Source organism: Bacillus sp. FSL R5-0712, assembly GCF_038593285.1.
Taxonomy (GTDB): domain Bacteria; phylum Bacillota; class Bacilli; order Bacillales; family Bacillaceae; genus Bacillus; species Bacillus safensis.
On the sequence record NZ_CP151981.1, the window covers coordinates 2,919,815 to 2,938,690 of the forward strand.

Annotated in this window: 17 protein-coding genes; 3 read left to right on the top strand and 14 right to left on the bottom strand. The window is 41.2% G+C overall.

The window, feature by feature from the left end:
- The first annotated feature begins 167 nt into the window (after positions 1-167).
- Positions 168-1,160, top strand: coding sequence for a Gfo/Idh/MocA family oxidoreductase (locus NSU11_RS15160; RefSeq protein WP_342493653.1), 993 nt, complete (start codon positions 168-170; stop codon positions 1,158-1,160).
- Between the two features lie 72 nt (positions 1,161-1,232).
- Here the strand turns inward: NSU11_RS15160 and NSU11_RS15165 are convergent, their stop codons facing one another.
- From NSU11_RS15165 to NSU11_RS15185, 5 genes are all read right to left on the bottom strand, one after another.
- A complete protein-coding gene (locus tag NSU11_RS15165) occupies positions 1,233-1,757 on the bottom strand; it encodes a type 1 glutamine amidotransferase domain-containing protein (RefSeq protein WP_024423278.1) in 525 nt (174 codons plus the stop codon).
- 90 nt (positions 1,758-1,847) lie between these two features.
- Positions 1,848-3,839, bottom strand: a complete 1,992-nt coding sequence (locus NSU11_RS15170) for a methyl-accepting chemotaxis protein (protein WP_024423279.1) — start codon at positions 3,837-3,839, stop codon at positions 1,848-1,850.
- Positions 3,840-4,209: 370 nt separating this feature from the next.
- Complete coding sequence (locus NSU11_RS15175) at positions 4,210-6,186, bottom strand: methyl-accepting chemotaxis protein (protein ID WP_185853801.1); 1,977 nt, start codon at positions 6,184-6,186, stop codon at positions 4,210-4,212.
- 173 nt (positions 6,187-6,359) lie between these two features.
- Positions 6,360-8,351 (bottom strand): methyl-accepting chemotaxis protein, encoded by a 1,992-nt coding sequence (locus NSU11_RS15180; protein WP_185853802.1) that lies wholly within the window; start codon positions 8,349-8,351, stop codon positions 6,360-6,362.
- 125 nt (positions 8,352-8,476) lie between these two features.
- Positions 8,477-10,468: a methyl-accepting chemotaxis protein gene (locus NSU11_RS15185; protein WP_122632091.1), complete on the bottom strand. Its 1,992-nt coding sequence runs from the start codon at positions 10,466-10,468 to the stop codon at positions 8,477-8,479.
- 156 nt (positions 10,469-10,624) lie between these two features.
- On the opposite strand from NSU11_RS15185, the gene NSU11_RS15190 reads away from it, so the two are divergent.
- Positions 10,625-11,365, top strand: coding sequence for a protein-glutamine gamma-glutamyltransferase (locus NSU11_RS15190; protein ID WP_024423283.1), 741 nt, complete (start codon positions 10,625-10,627; stop codon positions 11,363-11,365).
- A gap of 21 nt (positions 11,366-11,386) precedes the next feature.
- On the opposite strand, the gene NSU11_RS15195 is transcribed toward NSU11_RS15190, so the two are convergent.
- The 6 genes from NSU11_RS15195 to NSU11_RS15220 form a co-directional block, all read right to left on the bottom strand.
- Positions 11,387-11,635 (bottom strand): hypothetical protein, encoded by a 249-nt coding sequence (locus tag NSU11_RS15195; protein WP_024423284.1) that lies wholly within the window; start codon positions 11,633-11,635, stop codon positions 11,387-11,389.
- Between the two features lie 25 nt (positions 11,636-11,660).
- Positions 11,661-12,689, bottom strand: coding sequence for a nitronate monooxygenase (locus NSU11_RS15200; protein WP_206534359.1), 1,029 nt, complete (start codon positions 12,687-12,689; stop codon positions 11,661-11,663).
- Between the two features lie 16 nt (positions 12,690-12,705).
- Positions 12,706-13,107: a secondary thiamine-phosphate synthase enzyme YjbQ gene (locus tag NSU11_RS15205; protein WP_342493654.1), complete on the bottom strand. Its 402-nt coding sequence runs from the start codon at positions 13,105-13,107 to the stop codon at positions 12,706-12,708.
- A 113-nt stretch (positions 13,108-13,220) separates the two neighbouring features.
- Positions 13,221-14,513, bottom strand: coding sequence for a hemolysin family protein (locus NSU11_RS15210; protein ID WP_024423287.1), 1,293 nt, complete (start codon positions 14,511-14,513; stop codon positions 13,221-13,223).
- Between the two features lie 48 nt (positions 14,514-14,561).
- On the bottom strand, positions 14,562-15,236 hold the full coding sequence (locus NSU11_RS15215; RefSeq protein WP_024423288.1) for a zinc metallopeptidase: 675 nt from the start codon (positions 15,234-15,236) through the stop codon (positions 14,562-14,564).
- Positions 15,237-15,316: 80 nt separating this feature from the next.
- Positions 15,317-15,541: a hypothetical protein gene (locus NSU11_RS15220; protein ID WP_024423289.1), complete on the bottom strand. Its 225-nt coding sequence runs from the start codon at positions 15,539-15,541 to the stop codon at positions 15,317-15,319.
- Between the two features lie 126 nt (positions 15,542-15,667).
- On the opposite strand from NSU11_RS15220, the gene NSU11_RS15225 reads away from it, so the two are divergent.
- The gene (locus NSU11_RS15225; protein ID WP_206534358.1) at positions 15,668-16,654 is read left to right on the top strand and encodes a potassium channel family protein; all 987 of its coding nucleotides are present in this window, start codon (positions 15,668-15,670) and stop codon (positions 16,652-16,654) included.
- Here NSU11_RS15225 and NSU11_RS15230 read toward each other — a convergent pair.
- From NSU11_RS15230 to NSU11_RS15240, 3 genes are all read right to left on the bottom strand, one after another.
- Positions 16,651-17,052: a YugN-like family protein gene (locus NSU11_RS15230; RefSeq protein ID WP_024423291.1), complete on the bottom strand. Its 402-nt coding sequence runs from the start codon at positions 17,050-17,052 to the stop codon at positions 16,651-16,653. The genes NSU11_RS15225 and NSU11_RS15230 overlap by 4 nt on opposite strands.
- Positions 17,053-17,082: 30 nt before the next feature.
- Positions 17,083-17,301, bottom strand: coding sequence for a spore germination protein (locus tag NSU11_RS15235; protein ID WP_024423292.1), 219 nt, complete (start codon positions 17,299-17,301; stop codon positions 17,083-17,085).
- A 111-nt stretch (positions 17,302-17,412) separates the two neighbouring features.
- Positions 17,413-18,768, bottom strand: a complete 1,356-nt coding sequence (locus NSU11_RS15240; protein ID WP_024425924.1) for a glucose-6-phosphate isomerase — start codon at positions 18,766-18,768, stop codon at positions 17,413-17,415.
- Positions 18,769-18,876 lie beyond the last annotated feature (108 nt).

Below are 18,876 nucleotides of genomic sequence, written 5' to 3' on the forward strand. Positions count from 1 at the left end.
TACCCGAAGAAGGAAGAAACTACCCACTTTTCGTACATTTATATCCTTTATGTAAGACGCATCAGCCTATATAAAGGTTTCATCGGCTTTTCAATAAAAAGAATATTCTTTCATACAAACGCTTTCAAAGCATGTATAATCAGAGAAAAGCAGAAGGAGGGAATGACATGATTCGATTTGCTGTCATCGGAACGAACTGGATTACAGATCGATTCTTACAGGCTGGTGAAGGAATTGCTGATTTTACATGTACAGCCGTCTATTCACGGTCCGCTGAAAAAGGGCAGGCCTTTGCCGAAAAATATGGGATTGATACGGTTTTTACGAACTTACAACAAATGGCGGAAAGTGATACGTTTGATGCCGTGTATATTGCGAGTCCAAATGCCCTTCATAAAGAGCAAGCCATGTTGATGATGGAGAATCAAAAGCATGTTTTATGCGAAAAACCGTTCGCCTCTCATCGAAAAGAAGTGGAAGAAATGATTGCTGCAGCGAAAAAACATCACGTTTGTTTGATGGAAGCGATGAAAACGACATTTCTGCCTAATTTCCTTCAAATCAAACAGCATCTTGATCAGCTTGGACCTATCAGGCAAGTGGTCGCGCATTACTGTAAATATTCTTCAAGATACGATGCCTATCGAAGCGGCGTGCTTCCAAATGCCTTTAAGCCTGAGCTATCCAATGGTTCTTTAATGGATATCGGGGTGTACCTCGTTTACCCAGTCATATCCTTATTTGGTCTGCCGAATCAAATCACCGCGAGAGGCTATAAGCTTTCTTCTGGTGTGGATGGGAACGGTTCAGTCCTTTTACAGTATGACGGGCATCAAGCACTTCTTTTTCATTCTAAAATTTCAACGTCTCATTTATCGGCTGAAATTCAAGGCGAGGATGCCACGATGGTGATTGATCAATTCCACCGTCCTTCACAAATTACGATACATGACCGTGACGGACATCAAACTGACATCTCGCTCAAAGATGATCAGCCAGCTATGTCTTATGAGATTAATCATTTTATTGAGTGTATTCAGCAGGGAATGGGGCAGTCTCCGGTCAATACATTTGCCTTATCTGTTCAAACCATGTCCGTCATGGACGAAGCGAGAAGACAAATGGGCGTGATGTATCCTGCCGACAGACAAAATGTATAGGGCATGAAATGAGGAACAAAGGGCGAATGATTGATTTGTTCGCCCTTTGTTTTTACGTTTCGTGTCGGTCATTTATTTTGCCGCTAACACATCCGCAAATGCTTTCACATACGGCGGAAGGTCAGGCGGGCGTCTGCTGGAGATGAGGTGGCCATCTGTGACGACTGCCTCATCGAACCAGTCCGCACCAGCATTTGTCATATCATCTTTAATACCAGGTGTACTTGTCACTTGTCTGCCTTTCAGGATTCCTGCTGATATCAGCACCCAGCCAGCATGACAAATCTGACCGATTGGTTTTGCCTTCGCATCAAATGTACGAACGATGTCTAATACTTCTGGATAACGGCGCAGTTTATCAGGCGCCCATCCACCAGGGACAAGCACAGCATCATAATCATCAGCTTGAATGGAATAAAAATCTGCATCGGATACCGCCGGCACACCATACTTCCCAATGTACTCATGATTTGCTTTTTCACCTACAAGATGGACAGTTGCTCCCTCTTCTCTTAATCGCAGAACCGGATACCACAGCTCTAAATCTTCAAAATCATCGCTGACAAACGCAATGACCTTCTTATCTGATAAACGCATACTATCTCTCCTCTTCTTTCGATTTCCTCTATTGTACGAGATGTCCTGTTAAAAAGAAAAGCGGTTCCCCTTGAGGAGAACCACTTAACCTTATTCACTAATCTTGAATTTTTTAATTAAATCACGTAATTCTTCCGCCATTTGGGAAAGAGTTGTGGATGAAGAACTAATCTCTTCCATAGAAGCAAGCTGCTCTTCAGCAGATGCTGCGATATCTTGGATACTTGCTGAACTCTCTCTTGATACATCTGCAATTTCATTCACTGCTTTAGAAATTTGCTCAGACCCTTTCGACAGCTCGCGCACCGTTGTATTCATTTCGTTAATTCTTGCTGCGATTTCCGCTGTTTGTTCATTTATTTGTGAGAAGCTTTCTTTCGTTTGATCTGTAATTGTAAGACCATTCTTCACTTCTTCATTCACTGCTTTGAACATATTTTGAGATGTTTCAATTTCAGTGACGATTTCATTTACAAGCTTTTCAATCTCTTTTGCTGAATCCGATGATTGAACCGCTAGTTTACGCACTTCTTCAGCAACAACAGAGAATCCTCTGCCTGACTCGCCTGCGCGTGCTGCTTCAATGGCGGCATTTAGTGCAAGTAAATTCGTTTGATCCGCAATACCGTTAATCACGCCTAAGATGTTTGTGATATCTTTTGATTTATGCTCTAGCCCGTTGATCACGCCTTCAGCTTCTTTCACTGAATGGTCAATCGTCTTCATTTGGCCAACAGTTTGCTCCACAAGCTGTCCGCCTGTTTCCGCAACTGTTTTTGATTGAATAGATGACGCTGTGATGACATCAGACGTTTCGGCAACTTCGTTCAGACCCTCATTCATTTGTTTTAAATGAGCCGCGCTTTGCTCCACCATTTCGCTTTGATTTTCGTTGCCGTTTGAAAATGTTTCAATAGATGATGTAATATGTTCGGTTGCTTTTGTTGTTTGACCTGCGCTCGCCGTCAGTTCTTCAGATGATGAAGCGACATTCTCAACAGATGTTTGTACAGCTTGAATGACATCTCTTAGGGACTCACTCATTTCATTAAAGCTTGTGCCAAGCTGTCCAATTTCATCTTTTGAGCGAACATCAATTTTTTCTGTCAAATCTCCCTGACTGATCTTCTTCGAAGAAGAGACAAGAGTGGAAAGTGGTTTTGTAATGGAACGGATGATAAAGAAGATTAGAATCCCGCCAATGATAAGCGCGCCTGTTAAAATAATAGCGGCCATGTTAAAGACTGGCTGTGCTGCTTCTTCTACTTCACTGACAAACATCGTCCCGACAATCTTCCAGCCAGTCGCCTTGTTTGTGGTGAACTCCATTTGCTTTTCTTTTCCTTCAAACATATAACTCGTAGATCCTTGATCTTGTGAATACAGCTTTTCTAACCATTCACCACCAGATAATGTTGTTCCAGCTTTTTTCTTTGGATGTGCCACATATTTGCGATCTGGACTTGAAATAAAGGCATAGCCTTGTTTTCCAATATTAATACTATTTGATTCTTTTACTAGATTCGCAATGTCTAGGTTCATCGCAATAACGCCTGATCCATCCTCTAGTTTTTTAGAGATTGTGATTACAAGCGTACCAGTTGATGCCGTTGGATATGGTGCTGAAACAGACAGCTCACCGTTTTTCGCCCAGCCGTCTTTATACCAATCCCGCTCAGTTGCGACATAATCGGCAGGCATTTTTTGATTAGGATATCTTGAAAACACTTTACCGTCACTTGAAGCGACAAAAATGCCTTCTGTGTCATCATTCATACTCATGAACTGCTCAAAGCGTCCTTGAATATCGGTCGTTCCTTTTTGCTTGAGCTTTTTCTCCGTGATCCATTTGCTAAAGAAATCGGCTGCGTCTGTTTTCACTTTTACAACCTTCGTTATATTTTTATCTAGCTGCTCTACGTTTTCCTTAGCACTTTGCATAATTTGATCATTTAAGGAAGTGCTTGCCGTATGGTATGAAGAGAATGCCAATACGATGATTGGGCATAAAAGAATAAATAAGAAAGAGAATACGAGCTTTTTTGAAATAGATGGCTTTCTGAAATACTGTATGAATTTCATAAAAAAGAAAACTCCTTTTAGTAAGATAGTATATATATCGGAAGTACTACTAGGTTCTTTACTTTTTTAACTTATTAAAGTCTAAATAAGTCCAAATTACCCAATTTATATGCATCGAATGGAAAAACACCTGACGTTTTGGCGTCAGGTGTTTAAGATTGTTGACAAAGGGCTAAAATGTTCTTGATTTTAGCCCTTTGTCTTCTTTTCAGTGTGATAGAAAACCTTTGCAGTCCTAGGAAGGACGAGCACAGGAGCGGAGCGAATTTGACATTCGTGAGCACCGGAGCGCAGACCTGACACCGAATGCGAGGGTTTGTCTACACGCTGAAACACCTGACGTTTTGGCGTCAGGTGTTTCGCTACTCTCTTACATTTTAAATTGTTTAATGAGCTCCCTTAGTTCTTCTGCCATCTGAGATAAAGTGGCAGATGATGAACTGATCTCTTCCATAGATGCAAGCTGTTCTTCTGCTGATGCTGCGATATCTTGGAAGCCTGCTGAGCTTTCTCTTGAGAGCTCTTTGATTTGATTCACCGCATGAGAAATATCATTTGAGCCATGCGATAACTCTTTGGCTGATCCGTTCATTTGTTTCATTTGTTCTGTCATTTCTGATGTTTTATCAGTGATTTTCTCAAAACTCACTTTCGTTTCATCTGTAATGTTTAATCCAGATTGTACTTCACCTGCTACTTGTTTAAACATTTTCTGCGATTTTTCTATTTCCTCCACAATTTCGTTCGTCAGGCTTTCAATTTCTTTTGAAGAGCTTCCTGACTGCTCTGCCAATTTGCGAACTTCTTCTGCGACAACAGAGAAGCCTCTGCCTGCTTCACCTGCTCGTGCGGCTTCGATCGCAGCGTTTAAAGCAAGGAGATTCGTTTGATCCGCAATACCGTTGATGACCCCAAGAATGTTTGTAATATCCTTTGATTTCTGCTCCAAGCCTGCAATGACAAGCTCTGCTTCTTTTACTGCCTGCTCAATCGTTTGCATTTGACCTGCTGTTTTTTGAACGAGTTCTCCTCCAGCCTGAGCGGTTTTGCTCGATTCGATCGACGATTCCATCATATGAGAGGTTGTGTCGACCATATGCGATAAGCTCCGATCCATTTCGTTTAACTGGACTGAGCTTTTTTCGATCATATCATTTTGATGTTCAGTGCTGTTTGAGAACTGTTCAATAGATGATGTGATATGCTCAGTCGCTTGAGCTGTCTGTCCTGCACTTGCCGTTAACTCTTCAGACGAGGCAGCCACATTCTCAATGGAATTTTGGACAGCTTGAATGACTTGTTTCAGCTTAGCTGACATGTCGTTAAAGCTTTGCGCAAGTTTACCGATTTCATCGTGTGTACGAACTTCAATATGCTGGGTCAAATCACCTTGACTGATTTTCTCAGCCGATTCTGAGAGCTCTATCAGTGGCTTACGAATCGATTTAATAATAAAATAAATCGCGATTCCACCAATGGCAATTGCAGCCGCAAGGATGATCATTGTTAAGTCGAGCACTGGCTGTGCGGCTTCTTTTACTTCATTCACATACATCGTTCCAGCTAGCTTCCAGCCGGTTGCTTCATTTGTGTCAAAAAACATTTGCTTCGGCTGGCCATTGTATTCATATTCAAAGCTGCCTTCTTTTTTATCATATAGTTTTGAGATGAAGTCACCAGTCAGCTTTGTCCCAGCCTTTTCGGTTTTATGGGCCACATAACGCTGATCTGATGTGGCGATAAACGCATAGCCTTCTTGGCCAATTTTGATGCTGTTTGTATCTTTTACAACCGTATTTAATCGTACATTCACCCCAATCACACCAGATCCATCTGCTAACTGTTCTGATATTGTGATGAGCAGGTCATCTGATGACTTGTCGGTGAAAGGATCTGAAATGATGAGTTTCTTCTCTCCCATCGATTGCTGAAACCATGGTTCATTTTTTGCGCTCTTTGCATTACCTTTGTGAATCTCGGAATATTCAGTTAGTTTACCATTTTGATCTGCAACAAATACTTCTACTACATCGTCATCTGTTTCCGATAATTGCTCTAATTTCACTTTGAGTAAATCTTTGTTTTTAGCAGTCAATTCTTCCTTTTTGACCGATCTGGATAAATATGAAACAATGTCAATTTTAGGCTGTATATCTTTATTAATGAGTTCGTCTAATTGTTGAACACCATTTGCAGCACTAGACATAATCTCATCATTGAGAGACTTTGATGCCACTTCATAAGAAAATGCGGCCAATACGAGAATTGGCACTAGGAGAATCGCTAAGAATGCAGTAATTAATTTCTTCGACATCGTAAAGTGCTTAAAAAAGTTGATTTTTTTCATGACTCTACTCCTTTTGATTTATGATTTGTGGTCTTCCTCTTCTATTCTTAGGTAATATGAATTATTTTTCAAGGAATAATGTTCAAGAAAAACAAAAAATAAGTATAATTACCCACTTCTTTTGGTTTATCCAATAAAAAAGAGCCTCTAGCTGGAGGCTCTTTTCTTCATGTCTATTCAACTTTAAATTTACTAATTAAATCGCGTAATTCTTCTGCCATCGAAGAGAGAGTGGCAGAGGACGAGCTGATCTCTTCCATTGATGCCAGCTGTTCTTCTGCTGAAGCCGCAATGTCTTGAATATTTGCCGAGCTTTCACGTGATACGTCTGCAATCTCACGAACAGCCTCTGACACATGTGCAGAGCCTTTTGAAAGCTGGACAACGGTTTGATTCATTGCTTGGAGCTGGTTAGAAATTTCTTTTGTCATGTCGAAAATATTGTGGAAGCTTACTTTCGTTTGTTCAGTGAAGCTTAAGCCTGATTGAACTTCTCGATTCACCGCAGTGAATACTTCCTGTGATACATCGATGTCTTGCACGATTTCTTTGATCAAATTCTCAATTTCTTTTGCTGAGTTGGCAGATTGAACCGCCAGTTTTCTTACTTCTTCTGCTACAACGGAGAAGCCTCTGCCAGATTCACCAGCTCTTGCTGCTTCGATTGCTGCATTTAGCGCAAGTAAATTCGTTTGATCGGCAATTCCATTGATGACACCGAGAATTTGGGTAATGTCTTTCGATTTACTTTCAAGTGCACTGATGACATTCTCTGCTTTTTTCACGGACTGATCAATGACATTCATTTGAGAAGCGGTTTTTTCAACAAGCTGCCCGCCTTCCCCTGCGATATCTGTTGATTTGATCGATGAAGCCGTAATAGATTCAGCCGATTCATTCATATTCTGAAGGCCTCGGTTCATTTCCTCTAACTCTTCTGAGCTCAATTCCACTTTATCATTTTGGCTTTCATTTCCGCTGGAGAATTGTTCAATGGCTAGTGTAATATGCTCTGTTGCTTTACTTGTTTGTCCTGCGCTGGCAGTCAGTTCTTCTGATGAAGATGCGACATTCTCGACTGAAGTTTGAACAGCTCCAATGAGGGATCGCAATGAATCAATCATCGTATTAAAGCCTTTACCAACTTGTCCAATTTCGTCATCTGACTGAATCTGAAGCTTATCGCGTAAATCACCTTCGCTGACTTTTTTCGAGAAGCGGGCAAGATTGGATAACCTTTTTGAAATAGAGCGGACGATAAAGAAAATGAGGGTTCCTGCTACAATGAGTGTGACACTGAATACGATAATGGCAGTATTGAAAACGGGCTTTGCCGCTTCTTCTACTTCAGATACGAGCATCGTTCCACCAATTTTCCAGCCGGTTAATTCATTGGTGACATATGCAACCTTTTTATCTGTTCCTTTGAGGGTATAGCTGCCGCTTCCTTCTTTGTTTTTATAAATAATACTGGCCAGATTTTCATTGACCTGACTTCCTGACTTTTGGGTTGGATCTGCTAAAACCGTTTTATCTTTCTCCATCATGAAAGCATAGCCTTTTTGCCCAATTTTGATTTCTTTTAGTTTTTGGAGCAGGCTGTCAATTTCCATATCAAGACCAATGACACCAGAACCATCTTTCGTTTTTTGGGCAATTGTGATAACCATTTTGCCTGTAGATGCTGCTACATATGGTTTTGTGATGACTTGTTTGCCGTTTTCTGCTTTCAATGCCTCTTGATACCATGGACGTTCTCTTGGATCGTAGCCATCTGGCATCTTTTGAACTGGGTATTGCATAAATAATCCCTTTTCAGAGCCTGCATAGATCGCAGAAACATCCTTTTCATTAATTTTACCAAATTGCTGTAATTCTTTAATGGTCGCATTTCTATTTTTTTCTTGAAGATTAGACGCTTTGAGTGAATCTGAGAACAGTGTCACAGCATCTGATTTGTTGCCAATATTCTCATTGATTAAGGTATCAAATGCATTGACCTGACTCATCGCACTGCGCATAATCTGTTTGTCTAGTTCTGTCTTTGATGTAAAAAACGCACTAATTGTCAGTGCCACAGTCGGCAGGATAAGAACTACCAAGAAGGCAATGATTAATTTTTTTGAAATGGATGGTTTTTTGAACCATTGGATCATTTTTCCCATTTTAACTTTCCCCCTTTACTTCTCTAAAGTTAATATCGGATGAAAGGTGTATTTTTAGAGACTGGAAATGAGGTTTAAAAATAAAAAAAATACCCAGACAATTCTGGATACTTTTTCATCATTATTTAATTAATTTTAAATTGACTTGTGAGCTCTTTTAGTTCCTCCGCCATGTTGGCAAGTGTCACAGAAGAAGATGTGATTTCTTCCATAGATGCTAGCTGCTCTTCTGCAGAAGCCGCAATGTCCTGAATGTTTGCTGCGCTTTCTCTTGAGACTTGGCGCATCTCCTGCATCGCTTGTGAAACAAGCTTTGAACCGCTCGATAGGTCAATAGCTGTATCGTTTAATTGCGACAGTTTTTTCGACATTCCTTCTGCCGCCTCATAAATGTGCTGGAAGCTTTCTTTTGCTTCTTCTGTCATACCAAGTCCTGCATTTACTTCTCGATTGACTGCTTTGAACATATCTTGAGATTTAGCAATTTCTAACACAATTTCTTGGATAAGCTTCTCAATTTCTTTCGCTGAATCTGCGGATTGGACAGCTAGTTTTCTCACTTCTTCTGCAACGACGGAGAAGCCGCGTCCTGATTCACCTGCTCTTGCTGCTTCAATTGCTGCATTAAGCGCAAGTAAGTTTGTTTGATCCGCGATGCCGTTAATGACATTTAAAATACTCGTAATATCTTTAGACTTGTATTCTAATTCTTTCATGACCTGTTCTGCTTCTTGTACAGATGTATCAATATGTTTCATTTGGTTCGCTGTGCTTTCAACAATGCGTCCGCCTTGACCAGCCGCCTCTGTTGATTGAAGTGAGACAGCAGCCACTTCAGATGAGGTTTGTGACATATCTTGTAATCCTTCGTTCATTGCCACAAGCTGATTCGTACTGGATTCGACTTTCTCGTTTTGTGCTTCATTTCCATTTGAAAATTGTTCAATTGACATCGTGATATGCTCTGTTGCTTGACTCGTTTGGCTGGCACTTGCCGTCAGCTCCTCTGAAGCCGAAGCCACGTTGTCGACAGATTGCTGTACAGCGCGAATGACGTCACGAAGAGATTCACTCATCTTGCTGAAGCTTCTTGTGAGATCTCCTATTTCATCCTTCGATTTGGTTTCCAGGGTTTCTGTTAAATCCCCTTCACTCACCTTTTCTGAGAAATCAACAAGCCTTCTCAGTCCAATGGTAATCGAGCGAACAATGAAGAAGATAGCGACACCGCCAAGGATAAATGAAGAAATTAAAAGAATAATGGCAGAATTCCAAACTGGCTGTGCTGCTTCTTCTGTTTCTGATACAAACATCGTTCCAGCAATTTTCCAACCTGTTAAATCATTTGTGACAAAAACGATACGTTTTTGTTCTCCTTTATTCTCATAAGTTGATGTTCCTTCTTTGCCGCTGTAAAGGATTGATGAAATATTTCCAGTGACTTCAGATCCTGATTTTTCTTCTGGATGGGCTACAATTTGTTTGCTTTTATTTGCAATAATTGGATATCCTTCTCGTCCAATTTTAATTTCTTTGATTTTATCAACAATGTCTTGCACATCAATGTCGATTCCGATTGCTCCCGACCCGTCCTTCAGGCGCTGGGCAATTGTGACCACCATGCCGTTTGTTGTAGCAGAAATGTATGGATTGGTGACAACTGGCTCACCTTTTTCATCCTGCATCGCTTGCTGATACCAATCGCGTGTTGTTGGGTCATAGCCTTTTGGCATGTCTACTTTAGGAAACTGAATGAAATCACGATTTTTACTTGCTGCATAAAATCCAACTACATCATCTTCGTTGATTTTGCTGTATATTTCGAAATGCTCATACAGTTCGTCCTGGTTTTTCTTTTTAAAGTCTGCAGCAGTAGTTGTTTGAGTAAAAAGTTTCACCGCGTTTTCTTTATTCAAAAGCTTTTGCTCGATCATGTCATTCATATCATTGACTCTTGCTTTTGCTCCGTACATGATTTCATGATCTAATTCTTCTTTGGCAATCTGATATGAAATTGTACTAAGTGTAATGATTGGCAAGACGAGAACAAGTGTGAATGAAATAATCAGTCTCTTGGAAATCGATGGTTTTTTCAACCATTTTATTGCACTTTTCATGTTTTTCCTCCTTTTAAACGATATGTTTTATATCGGACATCTTCATAGTATTTTCATGTTTTTCAAATAAAAAGGATGCTATTTTGTTTATTTTCACAAATTGATTCCTTGCCCAAGCACCCTGCATACGCTAATACAAAAGGGGGCGCTTTTCATATGATTATCCTTTCAGGACAGCCAGTGACAAATGAGCAGCTGGCATCGTTTCAGCTAGAGGGACAAAAGCGGAGCATTTTGATGCAGTTACAAGCCTCAAATGATACGTTCCGCTATAGGCAAGCATCTGATTTGCTATTTGAGGTCACTTTAAGATCGAACATTATGAATGCTGCAAGAGATTTGAATAAAAGCGGTGCCTCATTTGCCATCTTTCAAAGATCGCGTGCAAATGATGCGTTTTGGCGAGTATCGGAAGCAGGAGCACTAGAGCTGCGCTATCAAGTGGAGCCATCTAGAGGCATTAAAGACATTTTTGAAAATGGTTCAAAATATGCATTTGAATGTGCAACGGCAATTGTCATTGTGTTTTATATGGGGGTCTTGCAAACAGTAGGAGAGGAGAAGTTTAATCGGAGACTTCGCAGTTTAACACTGTATGACTGGCACTATGATACTTTGTCGATTTATACAGAGCGCGGGAATGATTTTATCTATGGGGATTGTCTATATTTCGAAAATCCAGAGTTTAGCTATCAGCAGTCGCAATGGCGCGGAGAAAATGTGATTTACTTAGGAGAAGATCAATATTACGGTCACGGGCTTGGAATTTTAACAGCGGCAGAAATTATCGACAAACTAAATAAGAGAAGACGGCCAGGTGCGGTTCAATCCGCTTATTTATTACCGCAGACTACACGAATGGATGTCATTTATCTCAGGCAAATGTTTGGCAGCTAAAAAAAGCCTCTTGTCTCTTGGTTATGACAAGGGGCTTTTGTATGCCTTGCGTTTACGATAATTTTGGAGTGTGCCAAGCATCGTGTTCGCAAGGACCTCCATTTCTTCTAAATCTTTTCTTGTAACCGGCGAGTCGTGCCGGCTCCATTTCACGTAGCGAACAAAATAGTAATGACGAATGGGCGTAAGGACAGCAGGAGAATGAGGGAAATCATCAAACCAAAATTCAATCTGGCCTTTTTTTCGGTAGGAATGTTTTAAGATGTCCATCCTGTCACACCACCCATCATGATTTTTATATCTGCGTCAGTTCGTGCATGATGTCTTCAACGCTTAAAATCGAGTGAATACGTCCAACCCCCTGTCCTGCCCACAAAGCCATTTGATCAGGGTTACCGCCGGCAGCAGCTGCTTTTCGCATCGGTGTTGTGCATACATGCTGAACTGGATAAGGAAGAACCCGATCTTCATGCAGGCTTTCATCCTCCATCCACTGATTCACAATACCTCTCGCTCTTTTCCCAGAAAAAAGTCTGGTCACCTTTGTTTCACTGCCTTCTGCCTGTAAAATAGCCTTCTTATATACTTCTGCCGCAGCACTTTCCTTGCTGGCTAAAAACCGTGTACCGATTTGAACCGCATCTGCTCCAAGCGCCAGCGCTGCTTTGACACCTGATCGGTCCGTGATGCCTCCTGCGGCAATCAAAGGCAAGCGGCAGACCCGTTTGACATCTGAGATCAGGCTGATGAGTCCCAGCAGAGCGTCTCCTTTTGCACGTAAAAATGTGCCGCGGTGCCCCCCTGCTTCACTTCCTTGCAGAACAATGGCATCCATTCCTTTTTCCTCTAAAAGCAGTGCCTCCTCTTTTGTTGTGGCCGTTCCGATTAAAAAGATCCCCTTTTGTTTTAGGCGGTGAATCGTTTGTTCTTTTGGACAGTCGAATGTAAAGGAAACAATCGGAACGTCTTCTTCCAGAAGAATGTTGATTTTCTGTTCAAAATCATCCCACAATTCTTCTTCGCTTGGCATCCTATGAGCTTCGGGCCATACAGGCAGTCTCTTCTCCCAAAATGCCACATCCTCTTTTTTCACATCTGGAATTGGCTCTGGTACAAACACATTGACCTGAAACAGACGAGATGTCAGCTGTTTGATCTGTCTAATCTGCTGTCTCAAATCGTCAGGCTGCACATATCCACTTGCCAGGCTGCCAAGCCCTCCGTAATTTGAAACAGCGGCTGCCAGCTGCGGTGTCACAGCTCCTCCTGCCATTGGCGCTTGGATGATTCCATGTTCGATTTGCAACTTTTTGATATCCCCCATTTATTTCCCCCATCTCTTACTCGTTTGACATCACTTGTACATAAAAATGACGCTGCCTCGGCCCGTCAAACTCACAGAAATAGATTCCCTGCCACGTGCCTAGCACAAGATCTCCATCATGAATGAGAACATGCTGAGACGCCCCCATATAACTCGCTTTCATATGTGCTGCCGTATTTCCTTCCATATGGCGATCCTTTGGATGTTTCCACGGAAAGACTTCATCCAGCCGGCGAAGCATATCCCGTTTCACATCTGGATCCGCATTTTCATTAATGGTGATCCCAGCTGTCGTATGTGGACAATAGACGATGACAGTTCCGTTTTGTATGCCTGTTTCCCTGACATATTGGAGAACCTCGTGTGTGACGTCGATCATGTCATCGCGTCTGTCTGTTTGTACATTGATTTTTTCCATATGAGCTGCTCCTTTTTGACGTTTCTATAAAAACCATACCCTTTTTATGTGAAACAAATCTTCTTATCTAAAGTTTACCAAGCAAAAAAACCTCGTCAAGCAATGCGAGGTTTTTAAGAAAAGTGAACCTTTTTGACTTCAATGGTTCGAATATGGTGGTCTTCAGCATCAATGATCGTAAATTCACAGCCTTCTGCTTCAATCGTATCTCCAATGTCAAAATCAAATTTATGTGTCATCATCCAGCCTGCAATTGTATCAACATCATCATTCTCAATGGCTAAATCCAATAAATCATTTACTTCATCAATCAATGCTTTCCCATCCATCACATAATGAAAATCACCTTTTTTAACGATATGAGGTGTTTCATCCTGATCATATTCATCTCGAATCTCTCCGACAATTTCCTCTAATATGTCCTCTACTGTGACAAGTCCCGCTGTACCTCCGTATTCGTCTACAAGCACTGACATATGGATTCGTTCCTTTTGCATCAAAATGAGCAATTCTTGAACAGGGGTGCTTTCAATGACTCGGATCACCGGACGCATTAAGTCTTCAATCGATACATCTTGATTTAGGAAGCTGGCCTTAAATACATCTTTGCTATTAATAACACCAATCACATGATCTTTGTCTTCTTTAATAACAGGGTAGCGTGTGTACCTTTCGTTCAGCATATAATGGGTCACGTCTTCTAAGGTCTGTTCAATCTCTATGGCTGAAATTTCTGTACGCGGGATCATGATCTCTCTCGCCACTCGGTTATCAAATTCAAAGATTTTATTCACATATTTGTACTCAGATTGGTTAATCTCACCCTTCTCATAGCTTTCAGATAAAATGAGTCGCAATTCCTCCTCACTGATCGCCACTTCATGTTCTTTGACAGAATGATAACCAAATAATTTCACGATGCTTCGTGCAGCCCCATTTAATGCCTTAATAAACGGGTACATGACTTTATAGAAAAAGATGAGTGGTTTTGCTGTCACAAGGCTGACGGCCTCTGCCTTTTGAATGGCAATTGTTTTAGGCGCGAGCTCTCCCACCACGACATGTAAAAACGTAATGATCACAAATGCGATGATAAACGAAAGGATGTCAGTCAATGCAGAATGAAGCCCGATTTTTTCAAACAGCGGATGCAGAAAATGCTCCACCGTCGGTTCACCAAGCCACCCTAGGCCTAAGGCCGTGATGGTAATGCCAAGTTGGCAGGCGGATAAATATTCGTCGAGATTTGATATCAGCTTTTGAACATGGATGGCTCTCTTATCACCGCTTTCGATCAGCTGGTTGATTTTAGAGCCTCTAATTTTCACAATCGCAAATTCAGTGACAACAAAAAATGCTGTCGCAGCAATGAGTAATATGACTAAAAATACGTTTAAAATATACAAAAAAACCCTTACCTAACACTGGTAAGGGCTCACCTCCTCTGGCATCAATTAATCATTACGGCCATTTAGGAAGATCATTACAAAACGGAGCAATTCAAACAGGGAGACAAGGGCCGCTGCTACGTACGTCAGAGCTGCAGCATTTAACACCTTGTTCACGCCTCTTTCTTCACTGCTTCTAATGATTCCTTCTGAAACAATGATATCTTTTGCACGAGAACTTGCATTAAACTCGACAGGCAATGTCACAAGCTGAAAGAATACAGCTGCTGAGAACAAAATAATCCCAAGCCCGATTAAGTTAAGGCTGCTGAGCAAAATTCCACCAAGGAAAAGAAGCGGAGCAACACCAGATGCAAAGTTCACGACAGGAAAGATCTTATGTCTCAAAACAAGCGCACCATAGGATTCCTGATGCTGCAAGGCATGTCCAACCTCGTGTGATGCGACTGAAATGGCCGAAATGGAATGGCCGTAGTACACAGGTTCAGATAAACGAACCACACGCTGCGTCGGGTCGTAATGATCAGTCAAAGTTCCTCTTACCGGTTCAACAGGCACGTCGTATAACCCGTTGCGATCTAAAATATATCGAGCGGTTTCAGCACCTGTTTTCATACTGGATGCTTCAACCTTTGAATACTTTTCAAAATTATTCTTCACTTTAAATTGTGCCCAAAATGATAATCCCAATGCGGCAAATGTTAAAAAATAAAAAAACAGCATGCTCATCAGCTTCCTTTTATTTTATATATTTATTTACAATTTTAATGACTTTTATGTACCATGTACAGCAAAAAGCACTAGGTCTTTTTCAGGGGGATAACCGCACCAATGAAAAAGAAGAACACACCTAAGCAAGCTGTATAAAAGGTTCCCGTACCATAAAGGTCTTGAAAAAAGTGCAGCCATGAAAAATCATTCATAAAATGATTCACAGCATTTAAATCAAACACGAGTAAGATGACAGCTGATGATAAAAAGTGCACACCAATAAAAAGAAGTACGGTCTTTTGAACAAACGACATTCGAATTCCCTCCTTCTTCTCCCTTATTTTAAGATATGGGTTCTATTTCAATACATGACAAAGATGAAAAAATGTGTTCCCAATCGGGCATACTGACATTAGCAGTCTCCTGAAAGGAAGAGTCCGATGAAATCAAACCGTATCTTTATTGCTTGGCTAAGGTGGCCGCTTTATCTTCGAATTGCCATCATCATCTGTTTCTTGCTTCTCTTTTTTGGACAATTAATCGTTTTACTTGAACCGAAGCAGTATCATACGATCTTTGATGGGATCTGGTGGGCGCTTATTACAGTCTCTACGGTTGGTTACGGAGATTTTGTGCCGCAAACCACGCCAGGGCAGGTGGCAGGTATGGCGCTCATTTTTATCGGAGCCAGCTTTGTCACCGCTTATTTTGCCACACTTGCCGCCGCTGTGTTCAGTAAGCAGCACCATTATGTGGAGGGCAAGGTAGCCTTTAAGGGAAAAGGACATCTCATTATCGTCGGCTGGAATGAGAAAACGAACAAACTGCTTCAGTCATTTCAAACGATTGATCCAGCTATGCCGATTGTGCTGATTGATGATTCCTTGAAAGAGGGGCCTCTTTTAGAGAATGTTCATTTTATTAAAGGACACGGGACCGAAGACGTCACACTGCGCAAAGCCAACATTACCAGTGCAGATGCACTCATGATTACCGCAGATCAGCATGAAAATGAAGTGACAGCCGATATGCAGAGTGTTTTAACCTTGCTTGCAGCAAAAGGATTAAATCCTTCGCTATATTGTTTAATTGAAATTTTAACAGATCGTTACGTGAAAAATGCCGAGCGTGCTGGTGCCAACCAAGTCATTCATACCTCTGATGCTGTCAATCATTTAATGGTTGAACATTTTCTAATAAAGGAACAACTCACGGCATTAACAAAAAAACGACAAATGACCTTGCATAAAAACGTTACCATCATACCTGTACCGGCTTCATTGGCTGGAGAAACCTTTTTAACAGCGCTCCATCATTTTTTAGAGCATCATGTGATCATCGTCGGCGTACAAAAAAAAGAAGGACCCATGATGAATCCTCCCTTTGGCTATGAGCTTCATCCAGAGGATGAACTGATCAGCCTTTAAAGCAGTGCGTCTTCTAATTCCTTGACGAGCGAAAAGCCAATCTCAGCATAAGCCTTTGATACATCCCCATCTTTCTCTTTTGGTTCTTGGAATTGGTTAAAGGATGCGCCCACATTTCCAACCATCGCATGATCATCTAACTTGTCTTGATATACATGCTTTAAGAGAAATGGATGTCCCATTTTCACCACAACACCAGGCTGATCGAGCTGGCCTTTCTCGGCTGTAAAAGGAACTCTGAGAAAGGTATAGCCATCACGGTTATCAATTTTATAATCAAAATACCCGTGATCATAATCCCAGTTCCCATTAATGACATAACCGAGCGGCTTCATCGTTTCTTCTAAATGGTAAAGTGAAAAGCTTTCACCAGGCAGCCTGGATGGTACATGAATCATACGAAACCCTCCTTTTTGTATTAGGGTTCGTTAAAGAGAGGAATTCATACATTTGCCTCTCGTGATTTGTACATTGTTTGTAAACGCGGCATCAAATAAGCTTTGATTGGTTGATTGATTCGTCTCGTTATCACTGCCGGAACCTGCTGTTTCCTTCGTAGCACTCTTAGAACAAATGCGTCCGACATTGCCAAAGTTCACGATCGCCTGACCAGAAATATCATGAATATAAATATGGTTCGTCCTCATTTTTCACCCTCCTCCATTCATTATTCTATGTACAGAACATAGGAAAGCTTGCACAGGAATCTGAAGAAAACAAAAAAGGCACACCTTTATGGGAAGGTGTGCTTTTTGTTCTTATGATTGTTTTAAACGGCTTTCAAGCTCTGCTTTTTTCTCTTCGAAGCCTGGTTTTCCTAGTAAAGCAAACATATTCACTTTATAAGCTTCTACTCCAGGCTGATCAAATGGATTGACGCCTAGTAAATATCCAGACATCGCACATGCTTTCTCAAAGAAGTACACGAGGTATCCGAATGTATAAGCATCCATCTCAGGAATTGTCACGATAAGGTTCGGTACTTTTCCATCTGTATGGGCAAGCATCGTTCCTTCAAATGCTTTTTTATTGACGAAATCAACCGTTTTTCCTGCTAGATAGTTCAAGCCATCAAGGTCTTGTTCTTCTGCTTCAATTACAAGCTCATGTCGAGGCTTCTCTACATTGACGATTGTTTCAAACAAGTCTCTTCTTCCTTCTTGAACATATTGGCCAAGTGAATGAAGATCTGTTGAGAAGTTAGCAGATGAAGGATAGATTCCTTTTTCATCTTTCCCTTCACTTTCACCAAATAATTGCTTCCACCATTCTGCGAAATATTGCAGGCCTGGCTCATAGTTAATCAGCATTTCAATCGTTCTGCCTTTATTGTAAAGGACATTGCGGACGACAGCATATTGATAAGCCGCATTTTCAGAAAGCTCAGATGAAGCGAAGTCTTCGCTTGCTTTTGCCGCACCTTCCATCATCTGATCAATGTCTGCACCGCTCACAGCGATTGGCAAAAGACCGACTGCTGTTAATACAGAATAGCGTCCACCAACATCATCAGGGATGATAAATGATTCGTAGCCTTCTTCAGTTGCTAATGTTTTTAATGCACCGCGTGCCTTGTCAGTTGTCGCATAAATACGTTTTTTCGCTTCTTCAGCACCGTATTTTTCAATGAGGAGCTTTTTAAAGATGCGGAACGCAATGGCTGGCTCTGTTGTTGTACCAGATTTTGAAATCACATTAATGGAGAAATCTGCATCTTCCAATAGATCCATCACATCTGTTAAATAAGAAGAACTGATGTTGTTTCCAATAAAAATGATTTGCGGTGTCTTGCGCTTGCCTTTTGGCAAAGTGTTATAGAAAGAATGGTTCAAAAATTCAATCGCCGCACGTGCACCTAGATATGACCCGCCGATTCCCACGACGAGCAGGACGTCAGAGTCAGACTTAATTTTGTCTGCACTTTTTTTAATGCGGGCAAACTCTTCGCGGTCATATTGCTTCGGCAAGTCCACCCAGCCTAAATAGTCACTGCCTGCACCCGTTTGTTCATGAATATTATGATGGGCTACCTTCACAAAATCTTTTAAATATGTAAGCTCATGTTCTTGAAAGAAAGGTAACGCTTTCGAGTAGTCAAATTGAATATGTGTCATCGCTTGTAAGCCCTCCATTACGTTAGTTCTGTCCCTTTCACTTTAGCGGAACTAGCTATTGAAATCAAGTGATCGTCACTGGCATAGCAAAAAGCCGCTTCTCTGGAT

Excerpts from the sequence above, each read along its gene's own strand:
- NSU11_RS15160 (WP_342493653.1), top strand. The coding sequence starts at position 168 with ATGATTCGATTTGCTGTCATCGGAACGAACTGGATTACAGATCGATTC.
- NSU11_RS15165 (WP_024423278.1), bottom strand. The coding sequence starts at position 1,757 with ATGCGTTTATCAGATAAGAAGGTCATTGCGTTTGTCAGCGATGATTTT.
- NSU11_RS15170 (WP_024423279.1), bottom strand. The coding sequence starts at position 3,839 with ATGAAATTCATACAGTATTTCAGAAAGCCATCTATTTCAAAAAAGCTC.
- NSU11_RS15175 (WP_185853801.1), bottom strand. The coding sequence starts at position 6,186 with ATGAAAAAAATCAACTTTTTTAAGCACTTTACGATGTCGAAGAAATTA.
- NSU11_RS15180 (WP_185853802.1), bottom strand. The coding sequence starts at position 8,351 with ATGGGAAAAATGATCCAATGGTTCAAAAAACCATCCATTTCAAAAAAA.
- NSU11_RS15185 (WP_122632091.1), bottom strand. The coding sequence starts at position 10,468 with ATGAAAAGTGCAATAAAATGGTTGAAAAAACCATCGATTTCCAAGAGA.
- NSU11_RS15190 (WP_024423283.1), top strand. The coding sequence starts at position 10,625 with ATGATTATCCTTTCAGGACAGCCAGTGACAAATGAGCAGCTGGCATCG.
- NSU11_RS15195 (WP_024423284.1), bottom strand. The coding sequence starts at position 11,635 with ATGGACATCTTAAAACATTCCTACCGAAAAAAAGGCCAGATTGAATTT.
- NSU11_RS15200 (WP_206534359.1), bottom strand. The coding sequence starts at position 12,689 with ATGGGGGATATCAAAAAGTTGCAAATCGAACATGGAATCATCCAAGCG.
- NSU11_RS15205 (WP_342493654.1), bottom strand. The coding sequence starts at position 13,107 with ATGGAAAAAATCAATGTACAAACAGACAGACGCGATGACATGATCGAC.
- NSU11_RS15220 (WP_024423289.1), bottom strand. The coding sequence starts at position 15,541 with ATGTCGTTTGTTCAAAAGACCGTACTTCTTTTTATTGGTGTGCACTTT.
- NSU11_RS15225 (WP_206534358.1), top strand. The coding sequence starts at position 15,668 with ATGAAATCAAACCGTATCTTTATTGCTTGGCTAAGGTGGCCGCTTTAT.
- NSU11_RS15230 (WP_024423291.1), bottom strand. The coding sequence starts at position 17,052 with ATGATTCATGTACCATCCAGGCTGCCTGGTGAAAGCTTTTCACTTTAC.
- NSU11_RS15235 (WP_024423292.1), bottom strand. The coding sequence starts at position 17,301 with ATGAGGACGAACCATATTTATATTCATGATATTTCTGGTCAGGCGATC.
- NSU11_RS15240 (WP_024425924.1), bottom strand. The coding sequence starts at position 18,768 with ATGACACATATTCAATTTGACTACTCGAAAGCGTTACCTTTCTTTCAA.